General features: G+C 73.0%; 17 protein-coding genes and 1 pseudogene. 4 read left to right on the top strand and 14 right to left on the bottom strand.

What is annotated here, in order from left to right; all coding sequences use genetic code 11:
• The first annotated feature begins 16 nt into the window (after positions 1–16).
• Positions 17–667 carry a DsbA family protein gene (locus AB0D93_RS12670; RefSeq protein WP_362117539.1) on the top strand — a complete coding sequence of 217 codons (651 nt, stop codon included), beginning with the start codon at positions 17–19 and terminating at the stop codon, positions 665–667.
• Here the strand turns inward: AB0D93_RS12670 and AB0D93_RS12665 are convergent.
• From AB0D93_RS12665 to AB0D93_RS12655, 3 genes are all read right to left on the bottom strand, one after another.
• Positions 654–2114 (bottom strand): FGGY-family carbohydrate kinase, encoded by a 1461-nt coding sequence (locus AB0D93_RS12665; RefSeq protein ID WP_362117536.1) that lies wholly within the window; start codon positions 2112–2114, stop codon positions 654–656. The two genes, AB0D93_RS12670 and AB0D93_RS12665, sit on opposite strands and share 14 nt — an antisense overlap.
• A gap of 11 nt (positions 2115–2125) precedes the next feature.
• The gene (locus AB0D93_RS12660; RefSeq protein ID WP_362117533.1) at positions 2126–3148 is read right to left on the bottom strand and encodes a 2-hydroxyacid dehydrogenase; all 1023 of its coding nucleotides are present in this window, start codon (positions 3146–3148) and stop codon (positions 2126–2128) included.
• A 72-nt stretch (positions 3149–3220) separates the two neighbouring features.
• Positions 3221–4051 carry a DeoR/GlpR family DNA-binding transcription regulator gene (locus AB0D93_RS12655; RefSeq protein ID WP_362117530.1) on the bottom strand — a complete coding sequence of 277 codons (831 nt, stop codon included), beginning with the start codon at positions 4049–4051 and terminating at the stop codon, positions 3221–3223.
• Positions 4052–4281: 230 nt separating this feature from the next.
• Between AB0D93_RS12655 and AB0D93_RS12650 the strand changes: the two genes are divergently transcribed.
• On the top strand, positions 4282–5709 hold the full coding sequence (locus AB0D93_RS12650) for an FGGY-family carbohydrate kinase (protein WP_362117527.1): 1428 nt from the start codon (positions 4282–4284) through the stop codon (positions 5707–5709).
• On the opposite strand, the gene AB0D93_RS12645 is transcribed toward AB0D93_RS12650, so the two are convergent.
• Positions 5710–6156, bottom strand: coding sequence for a DUF3887 domain-containing protein (locus AB0D93_RS12645; RefSeq protein ID WP_362117524.1), 447 nt, complete (start codon positions 6154–6156; stop codon positions 5710–5712).
• Positions 6157–6239: 83 nt separating this feature from the next.
• Here AB0D93_RS12645 and AB0D93_RS12640 point away from each other — a divergent pair, with 83 nt between their 5' ends.
• Entirely contained in the window at positions 6240–6851 is a 612-nt protein-coding gene (locus tag AB0D93_RS12640; protein ID WP_362117521.1) for a histidine phosphatase family protein, read from the top strand.
• 94 nt (positions 6852–6945) lie between these two features.
• On the opposite strand, the gene AB0D93_RS12635 is transcribed toward AB0D93_RS12640, so the two are convergent.
• The 9 genes and pseudogenes from AB0D93_RS12635 to AB0D93_RS12595 all read right to left on the bottom strand — a co-directional run bounded on the left by AB0D93_RS12635 (position 6946) and on the right by AB0D93_RS12595 (position 15695).
• Complete coding sequence (locus AB0D93_RS12635; protein WP_362117518.1) at positions 6946–7593, bottom strand: superoxide dismutase; 648 nt, start codon at positions 7591–7593, stop codon at positions 6946–6948.
• A 121-nt stretch (positions 7594–7714) separates the two neighbouring features.
• A complete protein-coding gene (locus AB0D93_RS12630) occupies positions 7715–9100 on the bottom strand; it encodes an amino acid permease (RefSeq protein ID WP_362117515.1) in 1386 nt (461 codons plus the stop codon).
• A 119-nt stretch (positions 9101–9219) separates the two neighbouring features.
• Positions 9220–10113, bottom strand: coding sequence for a TauD/TfdA family dioxygenase (locus AB0D93_RS12625; RefSeq protein ID WP_362117512.1), 894 nt, complete (start codon positions 10111–10113; stop codon positions 9220–9222).
• A gap of 13 nt (positions 10114–10126) precedes the next feature.
• Entirely contained in the window at positions 10127–11464 is a 1338-nt protein-coding gene (locus tag AB0D93_RS12620) for an LLM class flavin-dependent oxidoreductase (RefSeq protein ID WP_362117509.1), read from the bottom strand.
• Positions 11461–11607 (bottom strand): annotated as a pseudogene (locus AB0D93_RS12615) (sulfonate ABC transporter ATP-binding protein); the annotation flags it as partial. The pseudogene AB0D93_RS12615 and the gene AB0D93_RS12620, both read right to left, overlap by 4 nt.
• Before the next feature lie 86 nt (positions 11608–11693).
• Complete coding sequence (locus tag AB0D93_RS12610; protein WP_362117506.1) at positions 11694–12428, bottom strand: ABC transporter ATP-binding protein; 735 nt, start codon at positions 12426–12428, stop codon at positions 11694–11696.
• A complete protein-coding gene (locus AB0D93_RS12605; protein WP_362117503.1) occupies positions 12404–13249 on the bottom strand; it encodes an ABC transporter permease in 846 nt (281 codons plus the stop codon). Before AB0D93_RS12605 ends, AB0D93_RS12610 begins: the two co-directional genes overlap by 25 nt.
• Positions 13246–14289 (bottom strand): ABC transporter substrate-binding protein, encoded by a 1044-nt coding sequence (locus AB0D93_RS12600; protein WP_362117500.1) that lies wholly within the window; start codon positions 14287–14289, stop codon positions 13246–13248. The genes AB0D93_RS12605 and AB0D93_RS12600 overlap by 4 nt, the downstream gene beginning before the upstream one ends.
• 206 nt (positions 14290–14495) lie before the next feature.
• A complete protein-coding gene (locus AB0D93_RS12595) occupies positions 14496–15695 on the bottom strand; it encodes an ROK family transcriptional regulator (protein ID WP_362117497.1) in 1200 nt (399 codons plus the stop codon).
• Between the two features lie 426 nt (positions 15696–16121).
• On the opposite strand from AB0D93_RS12595, the gene AB0D93_RS12590 reads away from it, so the two are divergent.
• On the top strand, positions 16122–16703 hold the full coding sequence (locus AB0D93_RS12590) for a biotin transporter BioY (protein ID WP_362117494.1): 582 nt from the start codon (positions 16122–16124) through the stop codon (positions 16701–16703).
• A 3-nt stretch (positions 16704–16706) separates the two neighbouring features.
• On the opposite strand, the gene AB0D93_RS12585 is transcribed toward AB0D93_RS12590, so the two are convergent.
• A complete protein-coding gene (locus AB0D93_RS12585; protein ID WP_362117491.1) occupies positions 16707–18032 on the bottom strand; it encodes an FAD-binding oxidoreductase in 1326 nt (441 codons plus the stop codon).
• Positions 18033–18046: the final 14 nt, after the last annotated feature.

The raw sequence follows: 18046 nt of genomic DNA, 5'->3' as shown, positions 1-18046 counted from the left end.
TTCGTTGAGGAGAGCCATGTCCGAGTCCGGCAAGACCCCCGTCGACTTCTGGTTCGACCCGCTGTGCCCGTGGGCCTGGATGACGTCCCGCTGGGTCCTGGAAGTGGAGAAGGTCCGCGACATCGAGGTCCGCTGGCACATCATGAGCCTCGCCGTCCTCAACGAGAACCGGCTGGACGAGCTGCCCGAGGAGTACCGGGAGATGCTCGCGACCAAGGCCTGGCAGCCGGTCCGCGTGGTCACCGCGGCCTGGCAGAAGCACGGCGCGGACGTCCTCGGCCCTCTGTACACCGCGCTCGGCACCCGTATCCACAACAACGGCGAGGGCCCGACCCTGGAGGCCGTCGCCGGCGCCCTCGCGGACGTCGGCCTGCCCGCCGACCTCATCGACTACGCCGAGCAGCAGGACTTCGAGTTCGACGCCGAGCTGCGCGCCTCCCACAAGGAGGGCATCGAGAAGGTCGGCCAGGACGTCGGCACCCCGGTGATCGCGGTGCCCGGCCCCGACGGCGAGCAGATCGCCTTCTTCGGCCCGGTCGTCACCCCCGCCCCGAAGGGCGAGGAGGCGGCCCGCCTGTGGGACGGCACGATCGCCGTGGCCTCGGTGCCGGGCTTCTACGAGCTCAAGCGCACCCGTACCCAGGGGCCGGACTTCAGCAACCTGTGAGTCCCCCGAACGGGCCCGGCCCGCGCCGGGCCCGTTCGCGTGCCCGCGCCAGCAGTTCCAGGTGCTCCTCGTACCCCTTGGCGTAGTACGCCGCCCGGTCCGGGTCCGGCTCGACGACCCGGGCCGGCCCGGTCCAGGCCGCCGTGTCCAGCGGGACGCCGTACCGCCCGGCCGCCGCCAGCACCGCGCCCCGCGCGCCGACCTCGCCCTCCACCACCCTGAGCGGCCGGCCCAGCACATCCGCGAGCAGCCGGGTCCAGGCCGGGCTGCGGGTGCCGCCGCCGCACACCGCGAGCGTGCCGGTCAGCCCCGCCGCCGTCAGACAGTGCCGGGCCGCGTAGCCGATGCCCTCGCAGGTGGCGCGGACCAGATGGGTGGGCCGGGTCTCCAGGGAGACACCGAGCAGCTCGGCCCGCAGCCCCGGCTCCACGAAGGGCGCCCGCTCACCCGAGGGCGCGAAGTACGGCAGCACCCGCACCCCGGACGAGCCGGGCGGCGCCTCGGCCAGCAGGGCGTCCAGTTCCTGGTGCCGGGCGCCCGTCGTGGCCAGCACCCAGTCCAGGGCCGCCGTGCCGACCATCGCGGGCATCGCGCGCAGCCAGTGGCCCGGCCGGTCCGTGGAGATGTGCAGCCCGGCCGGTTCGCCGGCGAGGTCCAGCTCGGTGGTGGCGACCAGGCTCGCCAGGCAGGTGCCGACGATGAGCAGGCCGTCGCCGGGCGCGGTGACGCCCGCGCCCAGCGCGCAGGCCGGCAGGTCGTACGGGCCGTTCGCCAGCCGGGTGCCCGCCGGCAGGCCCTCGCCGGTCGCCTCGCCCGTGGCGACCGGGTCGCCGATCGCGGGCAGCAGCCGCCGCCGGTGGGCCAGCCCGAGCAGCTCCGTCACCCCGTCGTCGTAACGCCGGGTGCGCGGGTCCAGGAACGGCATCGACGCGTCCGACACGTCCGTCACCGCCCGCTCGGCGCCGGTCAGCCGCTGGAACACCATGTCCTTGCAGTACACGGCCGCCGCGGCCCGGTCCAGGGACGTCGGCTCGTGCCGGTCCAGCCAGGCCAGCAAGGGCCCTGGGCAGCCCGGGAACATGGCGCTGCCGGTGCGCCGGAAGACGGCCTCGAAGGTGCCGTCCGCGAGCCACTCGTCCACCAGCCGGTGCGCCCGGCCGTCCATCCAGGAGATCGCCTCCCGCACCGGGCGGCCCGCCGCGTCCACCAGCCACACCCCGTCGCCCTGCCCGGTCAGCCCGGCCAGTTCCACGGGCTGCTCCAGCCGCCCGGTCAGTGCCCGCACGGCACCGACCACGGCCGCGTACACCGCCCGCATGTCCTGCTCCACGGCCCCGTACCGGACGGCGAGCTCCACCGGCCGTGCCTCGACGCCCAGTTGGCGGCCGGCCCGGTCGAAGGCCGCCGCCTTCACCAGGGACGTGCCGACATCGATCCCGATGTACATGTGGCTCCCCCTCAGGTCAGACAGTGCGCGAGCGGCTCCCCGCGCACCCAGCGGCCCACCTCGGCCGCGGCGATCCGGGCCGCCTTCTCGGCCACCGCCCGGCTGGCCCCGCCGAGGTGCGGGGTCAGCACCACCCGGTCGGCCAGCGCGCGCAGCCGGGAGTCCGGCGGGAGCGGTTCGCGGGTGTACGTGTCCAGGGCCGCCGCGCCGAGCCGCCCGTCCGCCAGCGCGTCGCACAGCGCGTCCTCGTCCAGCAGAGGTCCCCGCGCCGCGTTGACCACCACCGCACCGGGCGGCAGCAGCGCCAGCTCGCGCGCGCCGAGCAGCCCCCGGGTCTCCTCGGTCAGCCGGGCGTGCAGGGTGACGACCCGCGAGCGGCGCAGCAACTCCTCCAGCGAGGCCAGCCGCAGACCGTGCACCTCCCCGCGCACATACGGGTCGTGGACCATCACCCGCGCCCCGAAGGCGCACAGCACCCGCGCGACCCGGCTGCCCACCGCGCCGTAGCCGACCAGCCCGACCGGCAGGTCCTCCAGCTCAAGACCGCTGTGCTCGTACGTGTAGTACGCGGCCCCGCCCCAACTCCCCTGCCCGGCAAGGAGGTCGTGGGCCTGCGGGATGCGGCGCAGGGCGGCGAGCAGCAGGCCGACGGTGAACTCGGCGGTGGCGGCGGCGTTGCGGCCGGGCGCGAAGCACACCCGTACGTCATGCCGTGTCGCCGCCTCCAGGTTGACGTTCACCGGTCCGCCCCGGCAGACCACGACCAGGCGGAGCGCGGGGCAGGCGGCCAGGACGCGGGCGGTGACCGGGCCCATCTGGGTGACGAGCACCTCGGCGCCGTCGAGGGCCGCGATCAGCTCGTCCTCGGCGTCGCTGGCCTCGCTCACCTCGGCGACCGGCCCGAACGGCTGAAGCGGCCAGCCGAGCGTCAGCTCCCGCACCTCGCAGTCGGCCTCCTTGCCGAGGGCCGCCGTGATCAGCGGCGGCAGGACGAAGTGGTCGCCGGCGGCCACCACACGCACTCGGGGTGTCATCGCGGGGCGTCTCCCGTCTCGGCGGGCGGGCCCGGAGGACACGGGCCGGGCGCGGGCCGCCGGTGTCCGGGCTCACGTGACTCCGGCGCGGTCATCGCCCTCCCCCGGATCCGTGGCGCACACCTCGTAGCGCACCTTGTGCTCGTCCAGGTCGCGCAGTTCCTCCGGCGAGGCGCCGTCGTCCACCAGCAACAGGTCGAAGCGGGAGAGCGGGGCCACCCGGTGCAGCGCGACCCGGCCCAGTTTGGTGTGGTCGACCAGCAGCACGTTGCGGGCGGCCGCGTCGAGCATCGCCCGTTTCACGGACACGATGTGCTGCTCCTGGTGGTAGGCGTAGCCGCCGTGCACCCCGGACGTCGACACGAAACCGACGTCCACCCGCAACTGCTCGACCGCCGCCACGCAGGACACCCCGAGGAAGGAGGAGTGCAGCGGGTCGTAGTCGCCACCGAGTGCCATCAGGTGGATGCCGCGCTGCCCGGCGAGCAGGTTGACCGCCTCCAGGAAGTTGGTGACGACCGTGAGCGGGGTGATCTCGCCGAGCCGCAGCCGGCGGGCCATCTCCAGGGCCGTCGTGGAGTCGTCGAGGAGGATCGCCATGCCGGGCTCTATCCCCTTCAGCGCCCGCGCGGCGAGGGCGGCCTTCTGCGGGCGCATGGTCTTCAGCCGGTACTGCACGTTCGACTCGAACACCCCCGACGGCTGCGCGGTCACCCCGCCCCGGAACTTCCGTACGACCCCCTGCCGTTCGAGCTCGTCGAGGTCCCGGTGGATGGTCATCAGGCTCACCCCGAACCGCTCGGCGAGCTCGGCCGCGGTCGCCGAGCCCGCGGCGAGGACGAGTTCGGCCACGGCGGCCTGCCGGGCGGCGGGGCCCTGCTGGGCGCCTGTGGTGCTGCTCATCGTTTCCCGATCCGTCGTCCTGGACGCTCCGGCCGGCCGGCCTCGAACGGCAGTGGGCTTGGCAGGGAAGGCGGCGAGGCCTGAAGGGAGCGCGGGGCGAGTCGACTCGACAACAGAGGGTGTAACGGCACGGCAACGCCGTCAATCCCTTGTGCATGGGGAAATCAGCGGGAAATCTCAAGGAGGAGTGGGAAGTTCACAGGGCCGTTCGCGATGTGCGGGAGGTTCGGATGACGGTGGCGTGGCTCGGGATCGATCTCGGCACGCAGGGGGTGCGGGCGCTGCTCGTGACGGCCGACGGCACGGTCCTCGGCAGCGGTGCCGCGCCCCTGGTGCGCGGCCGGCGGGACGGGGTGCGGCACGAGCAGGACCCGGGGGAGTGGTGGGAGGCGGTGTGCGCGGCCTGCCGGAGGGCGCTCGACGGGGTGCACACGCGGGTGGGCGGGCTCGCGCTGTGCGGGACCTCCGGGACCGTGCTGCTCACGGACGACACGGGACGCCCGAGCAGCCCCGCGCTCATGTACGACGACGGGCGTGCGGCCACCGAGGCGGGCGGGCTGCGCTCGGCGGGCCTCGCCGTGCAGGACACCTGGGCGCTGCCGAAGGCGCGCTGGCTCGTGGGCCGGTACGGCGCCGGGCGCGTGGCCCACCAGCCGGACGTGATCACCGCACGGCTGACCGGCAGCCGCGTCCCGGCCGACTCCAGCCACGCCCTGAAGACGGCGTACGACGTGGAACACGACCGCTGGCCCGACCTCACCGGCCTCCCCGCGGGCGCGCTCCCGGACGTCGTACGCCCCGGCACCCGGCTCGGCGAGGTCTGCCCGGCCGCCGCCGACGCCACCGCGATCCCCGCCGGCACCCCGGTGGTCGCGGGCATGACCGACGGCTGCGCGGCCCAGATCGCCTCCGGTGCGCTGCGCGCGGGCGCGTGGAACTCGGTGCTCGGCACGACGCTGGTGCTGAAGGGGGCCTCCGCCGAGCCCGTCCGCGATCCGGCCGGGGTCGTCTACAACCACCGTGCGCCGGACGGCACCTGGCTGCCCGGCGGCGCCTCCAGTGTCGGCGCCGGCGTCCTCACCGCGCGCTTCCCGGGCGCCGACCCGGCCGTGCTGGACGCCCGCGCCGCCGCGTACGAGCCCTCGGGCGCCGTCGCCTACCCGCTCGTCTCACCCGGCGAACGCTTCCCCTTCCGCGCCCCGCAGGCCACCGCGCTCCTCCTCGGCGCCCCCGCGTCGGACGCCGACCTGTGGGCGGCCCTCCTCCAGGGCGTGGCCTTCGGCGAACGCCTGTGCCTGGACTACCTCCACGGGCTCGGCGCTCCCGTGGACGGCCCCCTCACCTTCACCGGCGGCGCGACCCGCAGCACCTACTGGACCCAGCTGCGGGCGGACGTCCTCGGCCGCCCGGTCCGCGTCCCCGAACGCCCGGAACCGGCCCTGGGCATGGCGGCCCTGGCCGCGTACGGCACCGGGGCGGGACGGAGCCTCGCCGCGGTGGCCGAGGGGATGGCCCGGGTGGGTACGACGGTCGAACCGCGCCCCGGCCGGACGGCCCTGTTCGCGGAGCCGTACGCGCGGCTGGTGGGGGAGTTGGAGCTGCGTGGATGGCTGCCGGGGGAGGTGGCGGCGCACGCGCTGGCGCGGCTGGAGCGGTGACTACGTGGGCGACGACGTCGGGACCGGCACACCCGGCTTGAGGAAGAACAGGCCCGCGATCGCACCGGACTTGTCGAAGCTCACGCGGAACTCACCGGCGCTGTGCTCCATGCGCAGGGGCACCCGGACCACGGTGAACCGCCCGCTCTTGACGTCCTCGGGCTTCTCGTGGGACCGGTAGCGCCCGAACTGGGCCTGGTAGCTCTTCCACACCCGGCCGAGCACGTCCGGCGGCAGGTGCTTGCGCATGTTCGCGTCGAAGTGGGCGGTGGCGGCCTTGTAGTCGCCCTTGATGATGTCGTTCAGCGTCTGGAGGGCGACCGTGTCGTCCTTGGGCGCGGCCAGTGCGGGACCGGTGGTCGGCAGCAGTGCGGATGCGGCCAGCGCGACCGTGGCCGCTGCCCGGTCCAGTCGCCGCCTGCCGCGTGCGCTGTCTTTGTCGGACATAGGTTCATCGTGCGCCACTCGCCCCTCCCGCGCATGCCGGACGGTCACCGGCGGCGCTGCGGTCCGCGGGGATACTGCTGCCCATGACCTCCGCCACCCTTCTCCTCGTCCGCCACGGACAGACCGTCTGGCACGCCGAGAACCGGTACGCCGGTGTCAGCGACGTCGCGCTCACCGACACCGGGTACGCCCAGGCCGAGGCGCTGGGGAAGTGGGCCGCCGCGCATCCCGTGGACGCGGTGTGGACCTCGCCCCTGTCCCGGGCGATCGCCACCGCCGAACCGGCCTGCCGGGCCCTCGGCCTGACCGCGCGCCGCGAACCCGCCCTGCGCGAATGCGACTTCGGGGTGGTGGAGGGGCATACGCTCGCCGAGTTCGCCGCGCGGAACCCCCGGGCTGCGGACGCGTTCCGCGACGATCCCGTCGCCCATCCCTTCCCCGGCGCCGAGGACCCCCGCGCGGCGGCCGGGCGCGGCACCGCCGCCCTGCGCCGCATCGCCGCCGACCGTCCCGGCGGGCGGGTCCTGGTCGTCGCCCACAACACCCTGCTGCGGCTGGTGCTCTGCTCGCTCCTGCACATCCCGCTCGCCGAGTACCGCCGGGTCCTCCCGCGGCTCGGCAACGCGGCGGTCAGCGAGATCCGCGTGGACGGCGACCACACCGCCCTGCTGTCCCTCAACGTCCCCTGCGCCTGAGGGGAAGACCCCGCGAGTCATGTCCTCGCGGGGTCTTCCGTCCATCCGCCTGCCGCCGTGAAGGGTGAGAAGACGATCACGAGGCAGGACGTTCTCAGGGGGCCAGGAGCAGCGCGTCGGCGCGGGACTTCGCGGCCTCGTAACGGCGGGCGACATCCTGCCAGTCGACCACCTGCCACATGGCCTCGACGAAGTCCGCCTTCTGGTTGCGGTACTGGAGGTAGAAGGCGTGCTCCCAGGCGTCGAAGACCAGGATCGGGGTGGAGCCCTGGCCGACGTTGCCCTGGTGGTCGTAGACCTGTTCCACGATCAGCCGGCCGCTGAGCGGCTCGTACGCCAGCACCCCCCAGCCCGAGCCCTGGGTGGTGGCCGCGGCCTTGGACAGCTGGGTCCGGAAGGCGGCGAAGGAGCCGAAGGACTCCTTGACGGCGTCCGCCAGTTCGCCGACGCCGTCGGCCGCGAGCGGTTCGCCGCCGCCCTCCTTCGGGCCGGTCATGTTCTGCCAGTAGATGCTGTGCAGGATGTGGCCCGAGAGGTGGAAGGCCAGGTTCTTCTCCAGGCCGTTGACCGAGCCCCACGCGTCCTTCTCCCGGGCCTCGGCGAGCTGCTCCAGCGTGTCGTTGGCGCCCTTCACATAGGCGGCGTGGTGCTTGTCGTGGTGCAGCTCGATGATCTCCGGGCTGATCACGGGGGCCAGCGCGGAGTAGTCGTACGGCAGGTCGGGCAGCGTGTAGGCGGGCATGGGTGATCCCCTCCGAAAGCTTATTGCAAAGAGCTTGCAACTACACGCTAGCAACAAGAGTGGCCGGGCAACAGAAAGGCCCCCACGTGTCGCACGTGGGGGCCTGTTGCCGGAGCGGGGCTCAGCGCCTGGCGCGAGCCCGCTGCCAGAGGTAGCCCACGGCCGCCAGGGCCAGGGTCATGCCGCCGGTGGAGTAGAGCTGGACGCGGGTGTCCGGCTCGCGGGCCATCAGGACGAAGATCGCGGCCATGCCGGCCAGCGCCACCCAGGTCAGCCACGGGAACGCCCACATGCGCACGACCAGCTTCTCGGGCGCCTCGCGCTCGATGCGGCGGCGCAGCAGCAGCTGCGAGACCGCGATGAAGATCCAGACGACCAGGATGACCGCGCCGATCATGTTCAGCAGCCACTTGAAGGCGCCGTTCGGGCTCCAGTAGCTGAGCAGGACGCAGACGAACCCGAGGACGCACGAGACGAGGACCGCGATCCGCGGGACCCCGCCGGACAGCTTCGCCAGCGCCTTCGGCCCCTGGCCCCGCTCGACCAGCGAGAAGGCGATGCGCGAGGAGCCGTAGATGTTGGCGTTCATCGCGGAGAGCAGGGCGACCAGGACGACCACGTTCATCAGCTGACCGGCGCCGGGGATGCCGAGGTGGTCGAGCGCGGCGACGTACGGGCCCTTCTCGACGACCTCCTTGGAGTCCCACGGGACCAGGGTGACGACGACCGCCATGGAGCCGATGTAGAACAGGGCGATGCGCCACATCGCCGTACGGACGGCGGAGGCCACGCCCTTGACCGGGTTCTCCGACTCGGCCGCGGCGATGGTGACCGTCTCCATGCCGCCGTACGAGAAGACGGACGCGAGCAGGCCGATGATCAGGCCCTCGCTGCCGTGCGGGAGGAAGTGGGTGAGGTGCGAGGCGCCGGGGGAGTGCGTGCCGGGGAGCACGCCCGCGACGGCCAGCACGCCGAGGACCAGGAACAGGCTGATCGCGCCGACCTTCAGCGCGGCGAACCAGAACTCGAACTCGCCGAAGTTCTTCACGGCGGCCAGGTTCGTCCCGCAGAAGACCGCCATGAACAGGGCCACCCACATCCACTGCGGGGTGTGCGGCAGCCAGCCCTGGATGATGTTCGCGGCGCCGATGCCCTCCAGGCCGACGGCCGTGCACAGCAGGACCCAGAAGGACCAGCCGGCGGCGAAGCCCGCCCACGGGCCGATCGACCGCTCGGCGTGCGCCGAGAAGGAGCCCGACGACGGGTAGGCGGCCGACATCTCGCCCAGCATCCGCATCACCAGCATCACCAGCAGGCCGGAGAGCGTGTAGGCGATGACGATGGACGGACCCGCGGCGGCGATGCCCGCGCCGGAGCCCACGAACAGACCCGCGCCGATCACCCCGCCCAGGGCGATCATCGACAGGTGGCGCTGCTTGAGGCCGTGGGAGAGGGAGACGCCGTCCTGTTGCTGTGGCGGCGTCTCGGTGGTCGTGCTGCTGGGCATGGCGCGGCTCTCCCGGGCAATGGGCTGGCAAAAGCGCCGCCAGTCTGGGCGGCCCGTCCGCTCACGCGAAGGAGCCGCCCAGTATCCGGACACCCGCCGTACGCCGGGTGAGCGGACGGTTACGCCGCGAGCACCGGCGTGTAGTGCGAGGCGTCGCCCTCGATCGAGTAGCTCTCCTTGCCCTCGATGCCGACGGGGACGTCACCGGCGACGGTCACCCGGTGCAGCCGGCGCGGCTGTCCGTCGTAGTTGTCGATGGCGTAGTGCTGGGTGATCCGGTTGTCGAACAGGACCAGCTCGTTCTCCGCCCAGCGGTGGCGCAGGATGTTCTCCGGGCGCGTGACGTACGCCTGGAACAGGTCCAGGATCTTGCGGGACTCGCCGACGGACAGGCCCACGATCCGCTGCGCGAACCCGCCGACGAACAGCCCCCGTTCACCGGTCAGCGGGTGGACGCGGACCACCGGGTGCGCCGTGCGGTACTTGATGGAGGTGAACTGGGCGCGCTGGGCGGCCTTCTCCTCGTCGACCTCCTCCTCCGGCACCGCGTAGTCGTAGTCGTTGGTGTGCTCGGCCCACAGCGTGTCGGCGAGGCGGCGCAGCGGCTCGGGCAGGTCGCGGTAGGCGGCGGCCGCGTTGGCGATCAGGGTCTCGCCGCCGTACGGCGGGACGGTGATCGAACGCAGGGTGCTGGCCTGCGGCGGGTTGAGGACGAAGGTGACGTCCGTGTGCCAGTGGTTGGCGCGGCCCCGCTCGCTGTCCACGGGCAGCACGTTCGGGGCGCCGTCGACCGCGCCGACCGTCGGGTGGGCGGTGGTCAGGTCGCCGAAGTGGCGGGCGAAGGCCTGCTGGCCGGCGTCGTCCAGGCTGCCCGCGTCGAAGACGAGCGCCTTGTGGACGTTCAGGGCCTCACGGATCGCGGAGACGTGCTCCGGGGCGAGCGGCCGGGTGATGTCGACGCCGGTGACACGGGCGCCGATGCGGGCGGTGACCTTGGTGATCTCGATGGACATGTGCGGGTCCTCTCTAGGCGAAGGCCGGGGTCAGGTACTGGTTGGCGGGGCGGGGGAGGCCGTAGCGCTCCCGCAGGGTCTGGCGGGAGCCGTACGCGGTGCGGAACAGGCCGCGGGCGCGCAGGAGCGGCACGACGTGCTCGACGAAGGCGTCCAGGCCGGAGGGCAGTACGGCGGGCATGATGTTGAAGCCGTCGGCGGCTCCCTGCGTGAACCAGGTCTCGATCTGGTCGGCGACCTGCTCGGGCGTGCCGGCGAACGTGAGGTGGCCGCGACCGCCGCCGAGCCGGCCGATCAGCTGCCGGACGGTGAGCCGTTCGCGCCGCGCCAGCTCGACCACGAGCGTGTAGCGGCTCTTGGCACCCTCGACGGCGGACTCGGGCGGCAGATCGGCGGGCAGTGGCGAGTCCAGCTCCAGGGTGCCGGCCGGCAGTTGCAGCAGGCTCTCCAGCCGGGCCACCCCGTGGTCGTGCACGATGTGCTCCTCCAGCAGCCGCTCGGCGGCCCGCGCCTCCGCCTCCGTGGAGCCGAGTACGGGCACGATCCCGGGCAGCACCTTGATGTGTTCGGGGTTCCGGCCCGCCCGCTCCGTACGGGACTTGAGATCGGCGTAGAAGGCCTGGGCGTCGGCGAGGGTCTGCTGGGCGGTGAAGACCGCCTCCGCGTACCGGGCGGCGAAGGCCTTGCCGTCCTCGCTCGACCCCGCCTGCACCAGGAGCGGGTAACCCTGGGGTGTCCGGGGGACGTTGAGCGCGCCCGCGACGCTGAAGTACGTGCCCTGGTGGCGGGGTGAATGGATCTTGCTGTCGTCGCCCCAGACGCCGGCCGCCTTGTCGGCGACGATCGCGTCGTCCTCCCAGCTGTCCCACAGCTTCAGTGCGACGTCGAGGAACTCGGCGGCGCGGGCGTACCGCTCGGCGTGGGCGGGCTCGGCGTCCAGCCCGAAGTTCCGGGCCGCCTCGGCTCCCGCCGTGGTGACGATGTTCCACCCGGCCCGGCCGCCGCTGATGATGTCCAGCGAGGCGAACTTGCGGGCCAGGTTGTACGGGGAGTTGTAGGACGTGGACGCGGTGGCGATCAGCCCGATGTGCTCGGTGGCCGTCGCCAGCGCGGTCAGCAGGGTGAGCGGTTCCAGGGCGCCGGCCGGGCGCTGGGCGAGGTTGCCCCACAGCTGGGGGCCGTCGGCGAGGAAGAGGGAGTCGAAGGTGCCGCGTTCGGCGATCCGGGCCAGCCGCACGTAGTGCCGCAGATCCACGTGGGCGTACGGGTCGCTCTCCGGCAGCCGCCACGACGCCTCGTGGTGCCCGGTGTTCATCAGGAACGCGTTCAGGTGAAGTCTTCTCTGTGTCACCGGTGGTCCTCCGTGACGCCCAGTGCGGTCAGCAGTCGTTCGCGGTACTCGCCGAGGACGGGCTGGCGGTGGGAGCGGGGGTGGGGGCGGTCGATGGTCGGGTCGAGGCCGATGCGGGCCTGGTCCGGGGCGAGGGCCCGGTCGGTGGGCAGGGGGTGCCTGCGGCGCTTCCGCGGTCGGGGCGGGTGGCCGGCGTTTCTTGGTGGGGGGTTCGGGCGGGGGCGGCGGGTCATCCGTGGTCCTCCGTGACGCCCAGTGCGGTCAGCAGTCGTTCGCGGTACTCGCCGAGGACGGGCTGGCGGTAGGAGCGGGGGTGGGGGCGGTCGATGGTCAGGTCGAGGCCGATACGGCCCTGGTCCAGGACGAGGACCCGGTCGGCGAGCACGATCGCCTCGTCCACGTCGTGGGTCACCAGCAGCACCGACGGCCGGTGGCGCTGCCACAGGTCGCGCAGCAGGTTGTGCATCCTGATCCGGGTCAGCGCGTCCAGCGCGCCGAACGGCTCGTCGGCCAGCAGGAGTTCGGGCTCGCGGACCAGGGAGCGGGCGAGCGCGGCCCGCTGGGCCTCGCCGCCGGACAGCTCGCCCGGCCAGGCCCGTTCGCGGCCCTTCAGCCCGACCTCCGCGAGGGCGGCCCGGCCCCGCTCCTCGGCGTCCTTGCCGTCCGTGCCGAGCAGGACGTTGTCCAGTACCCGGTACCAGGGCAGCAGCCGGGAGTCCTGGAAGACCACCGAGACCCGCTCGGGCGCGGTCAGCCGGCCCGACCCGGCAACTCCGTGGTCGAGGCCCGCGACCGCCCGCAGCAACGTGCTCTTGCCGGAGCCGCTGTGCCCCAGCAGGGCCGTGAACTGGCCGGCGGGCAGGTCGAGGTCGATGCCGTCGAGGACCGTACGGCCGTCGAACGATCGGGTCAGGCCGCGCAGCCGTACGGCCGGCCGGGTCAGTTGCTCAGTGTGCGGCGCCACGACAGCACCCTCCGTTCGATCAGACGGACCACGCTGTCGGAGACCAGGCCGAAGACGCCGTAGACCAGCAGGCCGACCAGGATGACGTCGGTCTGGCCGTAGTTCTGCGCCTGGAACATCATGTAGCCGAGACCGCTGGTGGCGTTGATCTGCTCCAGGACCACCAGCCCCAGCCAGGAGCCCGTCACACCGAGCCGGAGTCCCACGAAGAATCCGGGCAGCGCGCCGGGGATCACGACCCTGCGGACGAAGCCGAGCCTCGACAGGCCCTGCACCTCGGCGAGTTCGACGTACCGGCTGTCGATGCCGGCCAGCGCGGCATGCGTGTTCAGATAGATCGGGATGTAGACGACGATCGCGATGATGGCGACCTTGAAGGTCTCGCCGATGCCCAGCCAGAGGATGAACAGCGGGATCAGCCCGAGGGTCGGGATCGCCCGGTTGAGCTGCACGGTCCCGTCGATCAGCGCTTCCCCGGTCCGGCTGAGCCCGGAGGCGAGCGCGAGCAGTACGCCCGCGGTCAGACCGATCGCGAACCCGTACGCGGCCCGCCTGAGGGAGGTCACGATGTCGGTGGGCAGGGTGCCGTCGGTCCACAGGTGACCGGCCGTCCGCACCACCGTCCAGGGCGCCGGTATCGCACCCGTGTCGAGTGCCCCGGCGGCCGAGGCGGCGGCCCACAGGGCGAGGAGGACGAGCGGGCCGGTCAGCCGGGCGGCGGGCAGCCGGCGGCCGGGGGAGAGACGACGGCGCCGGCGGACCTGGGGGAGTTCCCCGGCCTGAGCCGCCGCGACGGCGGTCGTCGTGGTCATGGCGGTCATTTCCGGTACTCCTCGGGTACGGCCTTGGCGGCGATCGACTCGAAGCGGTGGTCGAAGAGGGTGGAGACGTCGAACTTCTTCACGAACCCGCCCTCGGCGAGCAGATCGGCCGTCTCCTGCTCCCACTTGATCGCCTCGTCCCAACTGGTCGGGAACAAGGGCTTGTTGGCGAGCGCGGTGATGGACTTCGCCTGCTCCAGGGTCAGGTTCTGCGTCTTGACGTAGAACTCCTCGTTCCAGGCGTCCGGGTGCTCGTACTGCCACACCAGCCCCTTGGCCCACTGCGGGATGTAGGCGGCGATCGCGGCGGCCTTCGCGGGGTCGTTCAGCACGGACTGCGGGGCCCACAGCAGGTTCAGCAGGTCGACGACGTCGGTGGAGACGGTGCGGGCGCCCTTCGCCGCGTACTGCTTCAGATAGGCGGGGGCCTGGTTGATGGCGAGCGGGGCCACGTCGACCTGCCCGGACTGCAGGGCGGTGAAGAACTGGTTGCTGGTCAGCGGGACCAGCTTCACCTCGTCGTAGGCGAGGCCCGCCTTCTTCAGCGCCCGCAGCAGGACGACGCCCTGGGCCTGGCCCTGCGAGAACGCCAGCCGCTTGCCCTTGAAGTCGTCGACGGTGTGGATGTCGCTGCCGGGCTTGGTGGCGAAGAGGTAGTTGGGCTTGCGGGTGAGGTCGATCGCCACGATCTTCGCGTCGAAGCCCTGGTAGTGCGCCTGGATCGGCGGGATGCCGGCGTTGTTGGAGAGGTCCAGGGACCCCGCCCGGAACGCGTTGATCACGTCCGGGCCGGCCCCGATGTTCACCCAGCCGGCCACCGTGAACGGCAGCTTGGGCAGCTTCGCCAGCCGGAACTGCAGCTGCTGCTGGCCCAGGTAGGAGGCGATCTTCAGGCTGGTGCCCGCGGGGACCTTGTCCGCGAGCGGCTTGGTGGCGGCGCCCCGGGTGTCGGCGGCGGTATCGCCCTTCGCGCAGCCGCTGAGGCCCACGGCGGCGGCGGACGCGCCCAGCAGGGAGGAGAGAAAGACACGACGGTGCATGGGAGGACTCCCGGGAGGAAAAGGCCGGAAAGACAGGAGGAATTCCGGAAAAGGCAAGCCGAAGGAAGAGAACTCACGCAGTGGGAAACACGCGCTTCATGCGCGGCAATGTGTCAGCAACAGAGGGTGCGACAGCTCGTGAGGTGGCTCATGACCAGCATGTTCCCGGCCATGAGTGGCCCCTGTCAACATTCCGAGTTTCTGAATTAAATAGCCTCAGGTGACGCGCCCAGCGGATCACGGAAGACCATGTCAAGGGCCACCGAACCGCCCGCCACCGCGAGCACGGAATCCGGGAAACTCGTCGGTACCACCGCCGTGGAGCGATCCTTTCCGGCCGCTTCCCTGAGCGCGCTCAGGCAGTCCTCGAAGTGGATGACACCCACCTCGGTCACCACGACCGTCTCCGGATTGAGCACGTCCAGCAGCAGCCCGGCCGCCCGCCCGGTCGTCCGGGCCCGGTCCACCAGCAGCCGCCGTGCCACCACGTCACCGGCCGCCGCGGCGGCCACCACGTGCATCGGATTGGCCGAGCCGGTCACCCCGGCCGCACGGGACCGCCGGCACAACGTCCGCTCGCTCAGCTCCACTTGGAGGCAGCCGCTGCGGCCGCACGGGCAGGGCTCGGTGCCGCCCGGCACCGGCAGATGCGCGATCGCGCCGGCCGCCGAACGCGGCCCGTGGTGCACCTCGTCGTTGGTGGCGAAGGCCGCGTCGACCACATTGCCCACGAACAGATGCAGCACGCTCCGGCTGCCCCGGGCCCGCCCGAACAGCCGCTCCCCGTGCACCAACGCCCGCGCGTGCCCGTCCACATGGACCGGCAGACCGGTGCGGGCGCCGAGCAGCTCCCGCACCGGCACCTCGCGCCAGCCCAGCAGCTCGTGCTCGACCACGGTGCCCGTCTCCCGGTCCACCCAGCCGCCGACCGCCACCCCGACTCCCAGCGGCCGACGGCCCGGCACCCCGGCGAGCAGCGCCGCGAGCGCCTCCGCGGCCCGGGCCAGCACCCGGCCGGGATCGGTCCGTTCGTGCTTCAGCTCACGCCGGGCCACCACCCGGCCCCGCAGATCCAGCAGTGCGACCGTCGTGTACGGCACGGCCACGTGCACCCCGCCGACCACGAAACCCGTGACGTCCAGGTCGACGGGGACGTGCGGCCGGCCGACCCCGTTCGAGCGCCGGGGTGCCACCGACTCCCGGATCAGGCCGAGACCGGTGAGCCGGGCACAGTGCTCGGTCACCGACGCGGGGGACAGCCCGGTCAGCCGGGCGACGGTGCTGCGCGCCACCGGGCCGTGCTCCAGCACGGACCGCAGCACGAGGCTGGCGCTGGTGCGCAGCCGGTCGCTGTCGGCGGCGCGGGGAACGGGCGAGACAAGGGGGGGTACCGCGGTACGGGGCATGGGAACCGTCCTCGGGAAACGGGGCCGACACGTCTCGGAAGGCGGGGCGTGCCGAGCGGTCCGCCCCTACCCCGGGCGGCGACAGGTGGCCGTGCCCTGGCGTCGCAGGTCGACATAGCGACGCGACGTGAGGTACCGGGCCTGGGCAACCATGGCTGGAAGGGTAGGCCAGGAAAGGTGAATCCGACCAGACGACCAGGATTCGTTTGGTGGGACCCCACAGTCCCCTCGGCGCCCGGCCGAGTGAGCGACGCGTCCCTGCCTCAGTGACCAGTGTCACGCCCTGATCGGTGTAACCCACACTCTTTGTCCGGAGCCCACCAAGCTCTCGTTCCGCCATTTGTCGAGCGCTGACGGTGATCGGCCCGAGGCGGCTGGGATAGCGTCACCGTGTCCCAGCATGTCCCCGTCACCCGCGGAGTCCCCATGAGCACGGCCACCACCCTCGCCCGCCCCGGCGCAGTCCTCGCCGACCTGCTGCCCGCGTCCCGTGTCCGCGACGCGGCCCTCGTCGTCGGCGGCGCCGTGCTCACGGGCCTCGCCGCCCAGGTGGCCGTGCCGGTGCCCGGCTCCCCGGTGCCGGTGACCGGCCAGACCTTCGCCGCGCTGCTCGTCGGCACCGCCCTCGGTGCCCGCCGCGGCGTCCTCTCGCTCGCCCTGTACGCGCTCGCCGGCGTCGCGGGCGTGCCGTGGTTCGCGGACGGCACGTCCGGCGCGGCCTCGGTCTCCTTCGGCTACGTCCTCGGCATGCTGCTCGCCTCCGCCGCCGTGGGCGCCCTGGCCCGGCGCGGCGCCGACCGCTCCGCGCTGCGCATGGCGGGCACGATGATCCTCGGCGAGGCGGTCATCTACGCGGTCGGCGTGCCCTACCTGGCCCTCGCGGCCCATCTCTCCCTCTCCCAGGCCGTCGCGGCCGGGCTCACCCCGTTCCTGCTCGGCGACGCCCTCAAGGCGGCCCTGGCGATGGGCGCGCTGCCCACCGCCTGGAAGTTCGCGAACAAGCGCTAGAGCTCAGGCGCTGACGCCGTAGTTCCTGCGGAAGAGGTTCGCCGGGTCGTAGGTCTCCTTGACCCGGGCGAGCCTCTTACGCGTTCCGGGGTCGTACAGGCCGGAGTTCCTGTCCCCGGCGCCGAAGGCGAAGTTGAGGGACCGGCCGAGGGTGTCCCCGGACAGCAGCGCGAACGCCGGATCGAGCACGCCGCGCGCCCGCTCCCGGTCCCCGGCCGTCAGCAGCCGCACCAGGAACCGGCCCTCACGGTAGGGCACCGCGTTCGGCGCCGGCCGGGCGAGCGCGCCGCCCAGGTGGTTGATCTGCAGGACACACATCAGGTCCGCCTCCGGTCCCGTCGCCCGCAGCAGCGCACTGGCCCGCTCGGTGTCGAGGTCCCGCAGCACCGCGCTGTCGCCGTAGTAGGCGTGCGGGAAGTCAGGGTCGCTGTGGATGGTGTGGCTCTCGGCGTACGGCATCTCGCGCAGCGAGTCCGACAGCGCCGGGCCGATCTCCCGCAGCGGGGCGGTGATCCGCTCGCCGTCGCCGCCGGTGTGCGCGACGCGGACCGAGACGACGTACTTCCCGCGCAGGTGCGGGGGCAGGGCGGGCAGGTCCGGGTACGGTACCGCGGCGAAGGACGAGGTCAGCCCGTCGGGCACGGTCCGCGTCCAGGCCTCGTAGGCCCGCAGTACGGCCGCCGGGTCCACCGCGCGCCCGTCGAAGGCGAGCGAGCCGCCGTACAGCGTCCGCACCGGTACGAGCCCGATCTCCAGCTCCGTGACGATGCCGAGGTTCTGCCCGGCGCCGAGCACCGCCCAGTACAGCTCGGGGTCGGAGTCCGGGGCGACCCGGCGCGGCCCCCCGTCGGCGGTGACCAGCTCCAGCCACCGCACATGGTCGGCCGCGTACCCGAACTGCCGGGCCAGGATGCCGAGTCCACCGCCCAGGGTGTACGACACGGCGCCCACACCCGGCGCCGAGCCGTTCAACGGCGCCAGCCCGTACGGCTCGGCCGCCGCGACCACCTGCCCCCAGCGCACGCCCGCCCGCACCCGGACGGTACGGGCCCCGGGATCGACCACGATCCCGTCCATCCTCCGGGTGCTGACGAGGACCCCGCCCTCGTAACCGCCGGGCAGCCCGTGCCCGGTGGCCTGCACCCCGACGGGCAGGCCCCCGGCCGCCGCGTACCGTACGGCGGCCACCACGTCGGCGGTCGAGCGGGCGGGCACGACCACGGCCGGCCGCTGGGGGAAACCGAGCTGGAAACCGGCGAGTTCGTCGTCGTAACCGGTGTCGCCGGGGCGGAGGAGGGGCAGGTCCAGGCGGTCGTCCACGTGGGTCATGGCACGCAGCATGG

This window comes from Streptomyces sp. NPDC048191 (assembly GCF_040652655.1).
Classification (GTDB): domain Bacteria; phylum Actinomycetota; class Actinomycetes; order Streptomycetales; family Streptomycetaceae; genus Streptomyces.
This window is presented reverse-complemented; position numbering and strand designations above follow the sequence as displayed.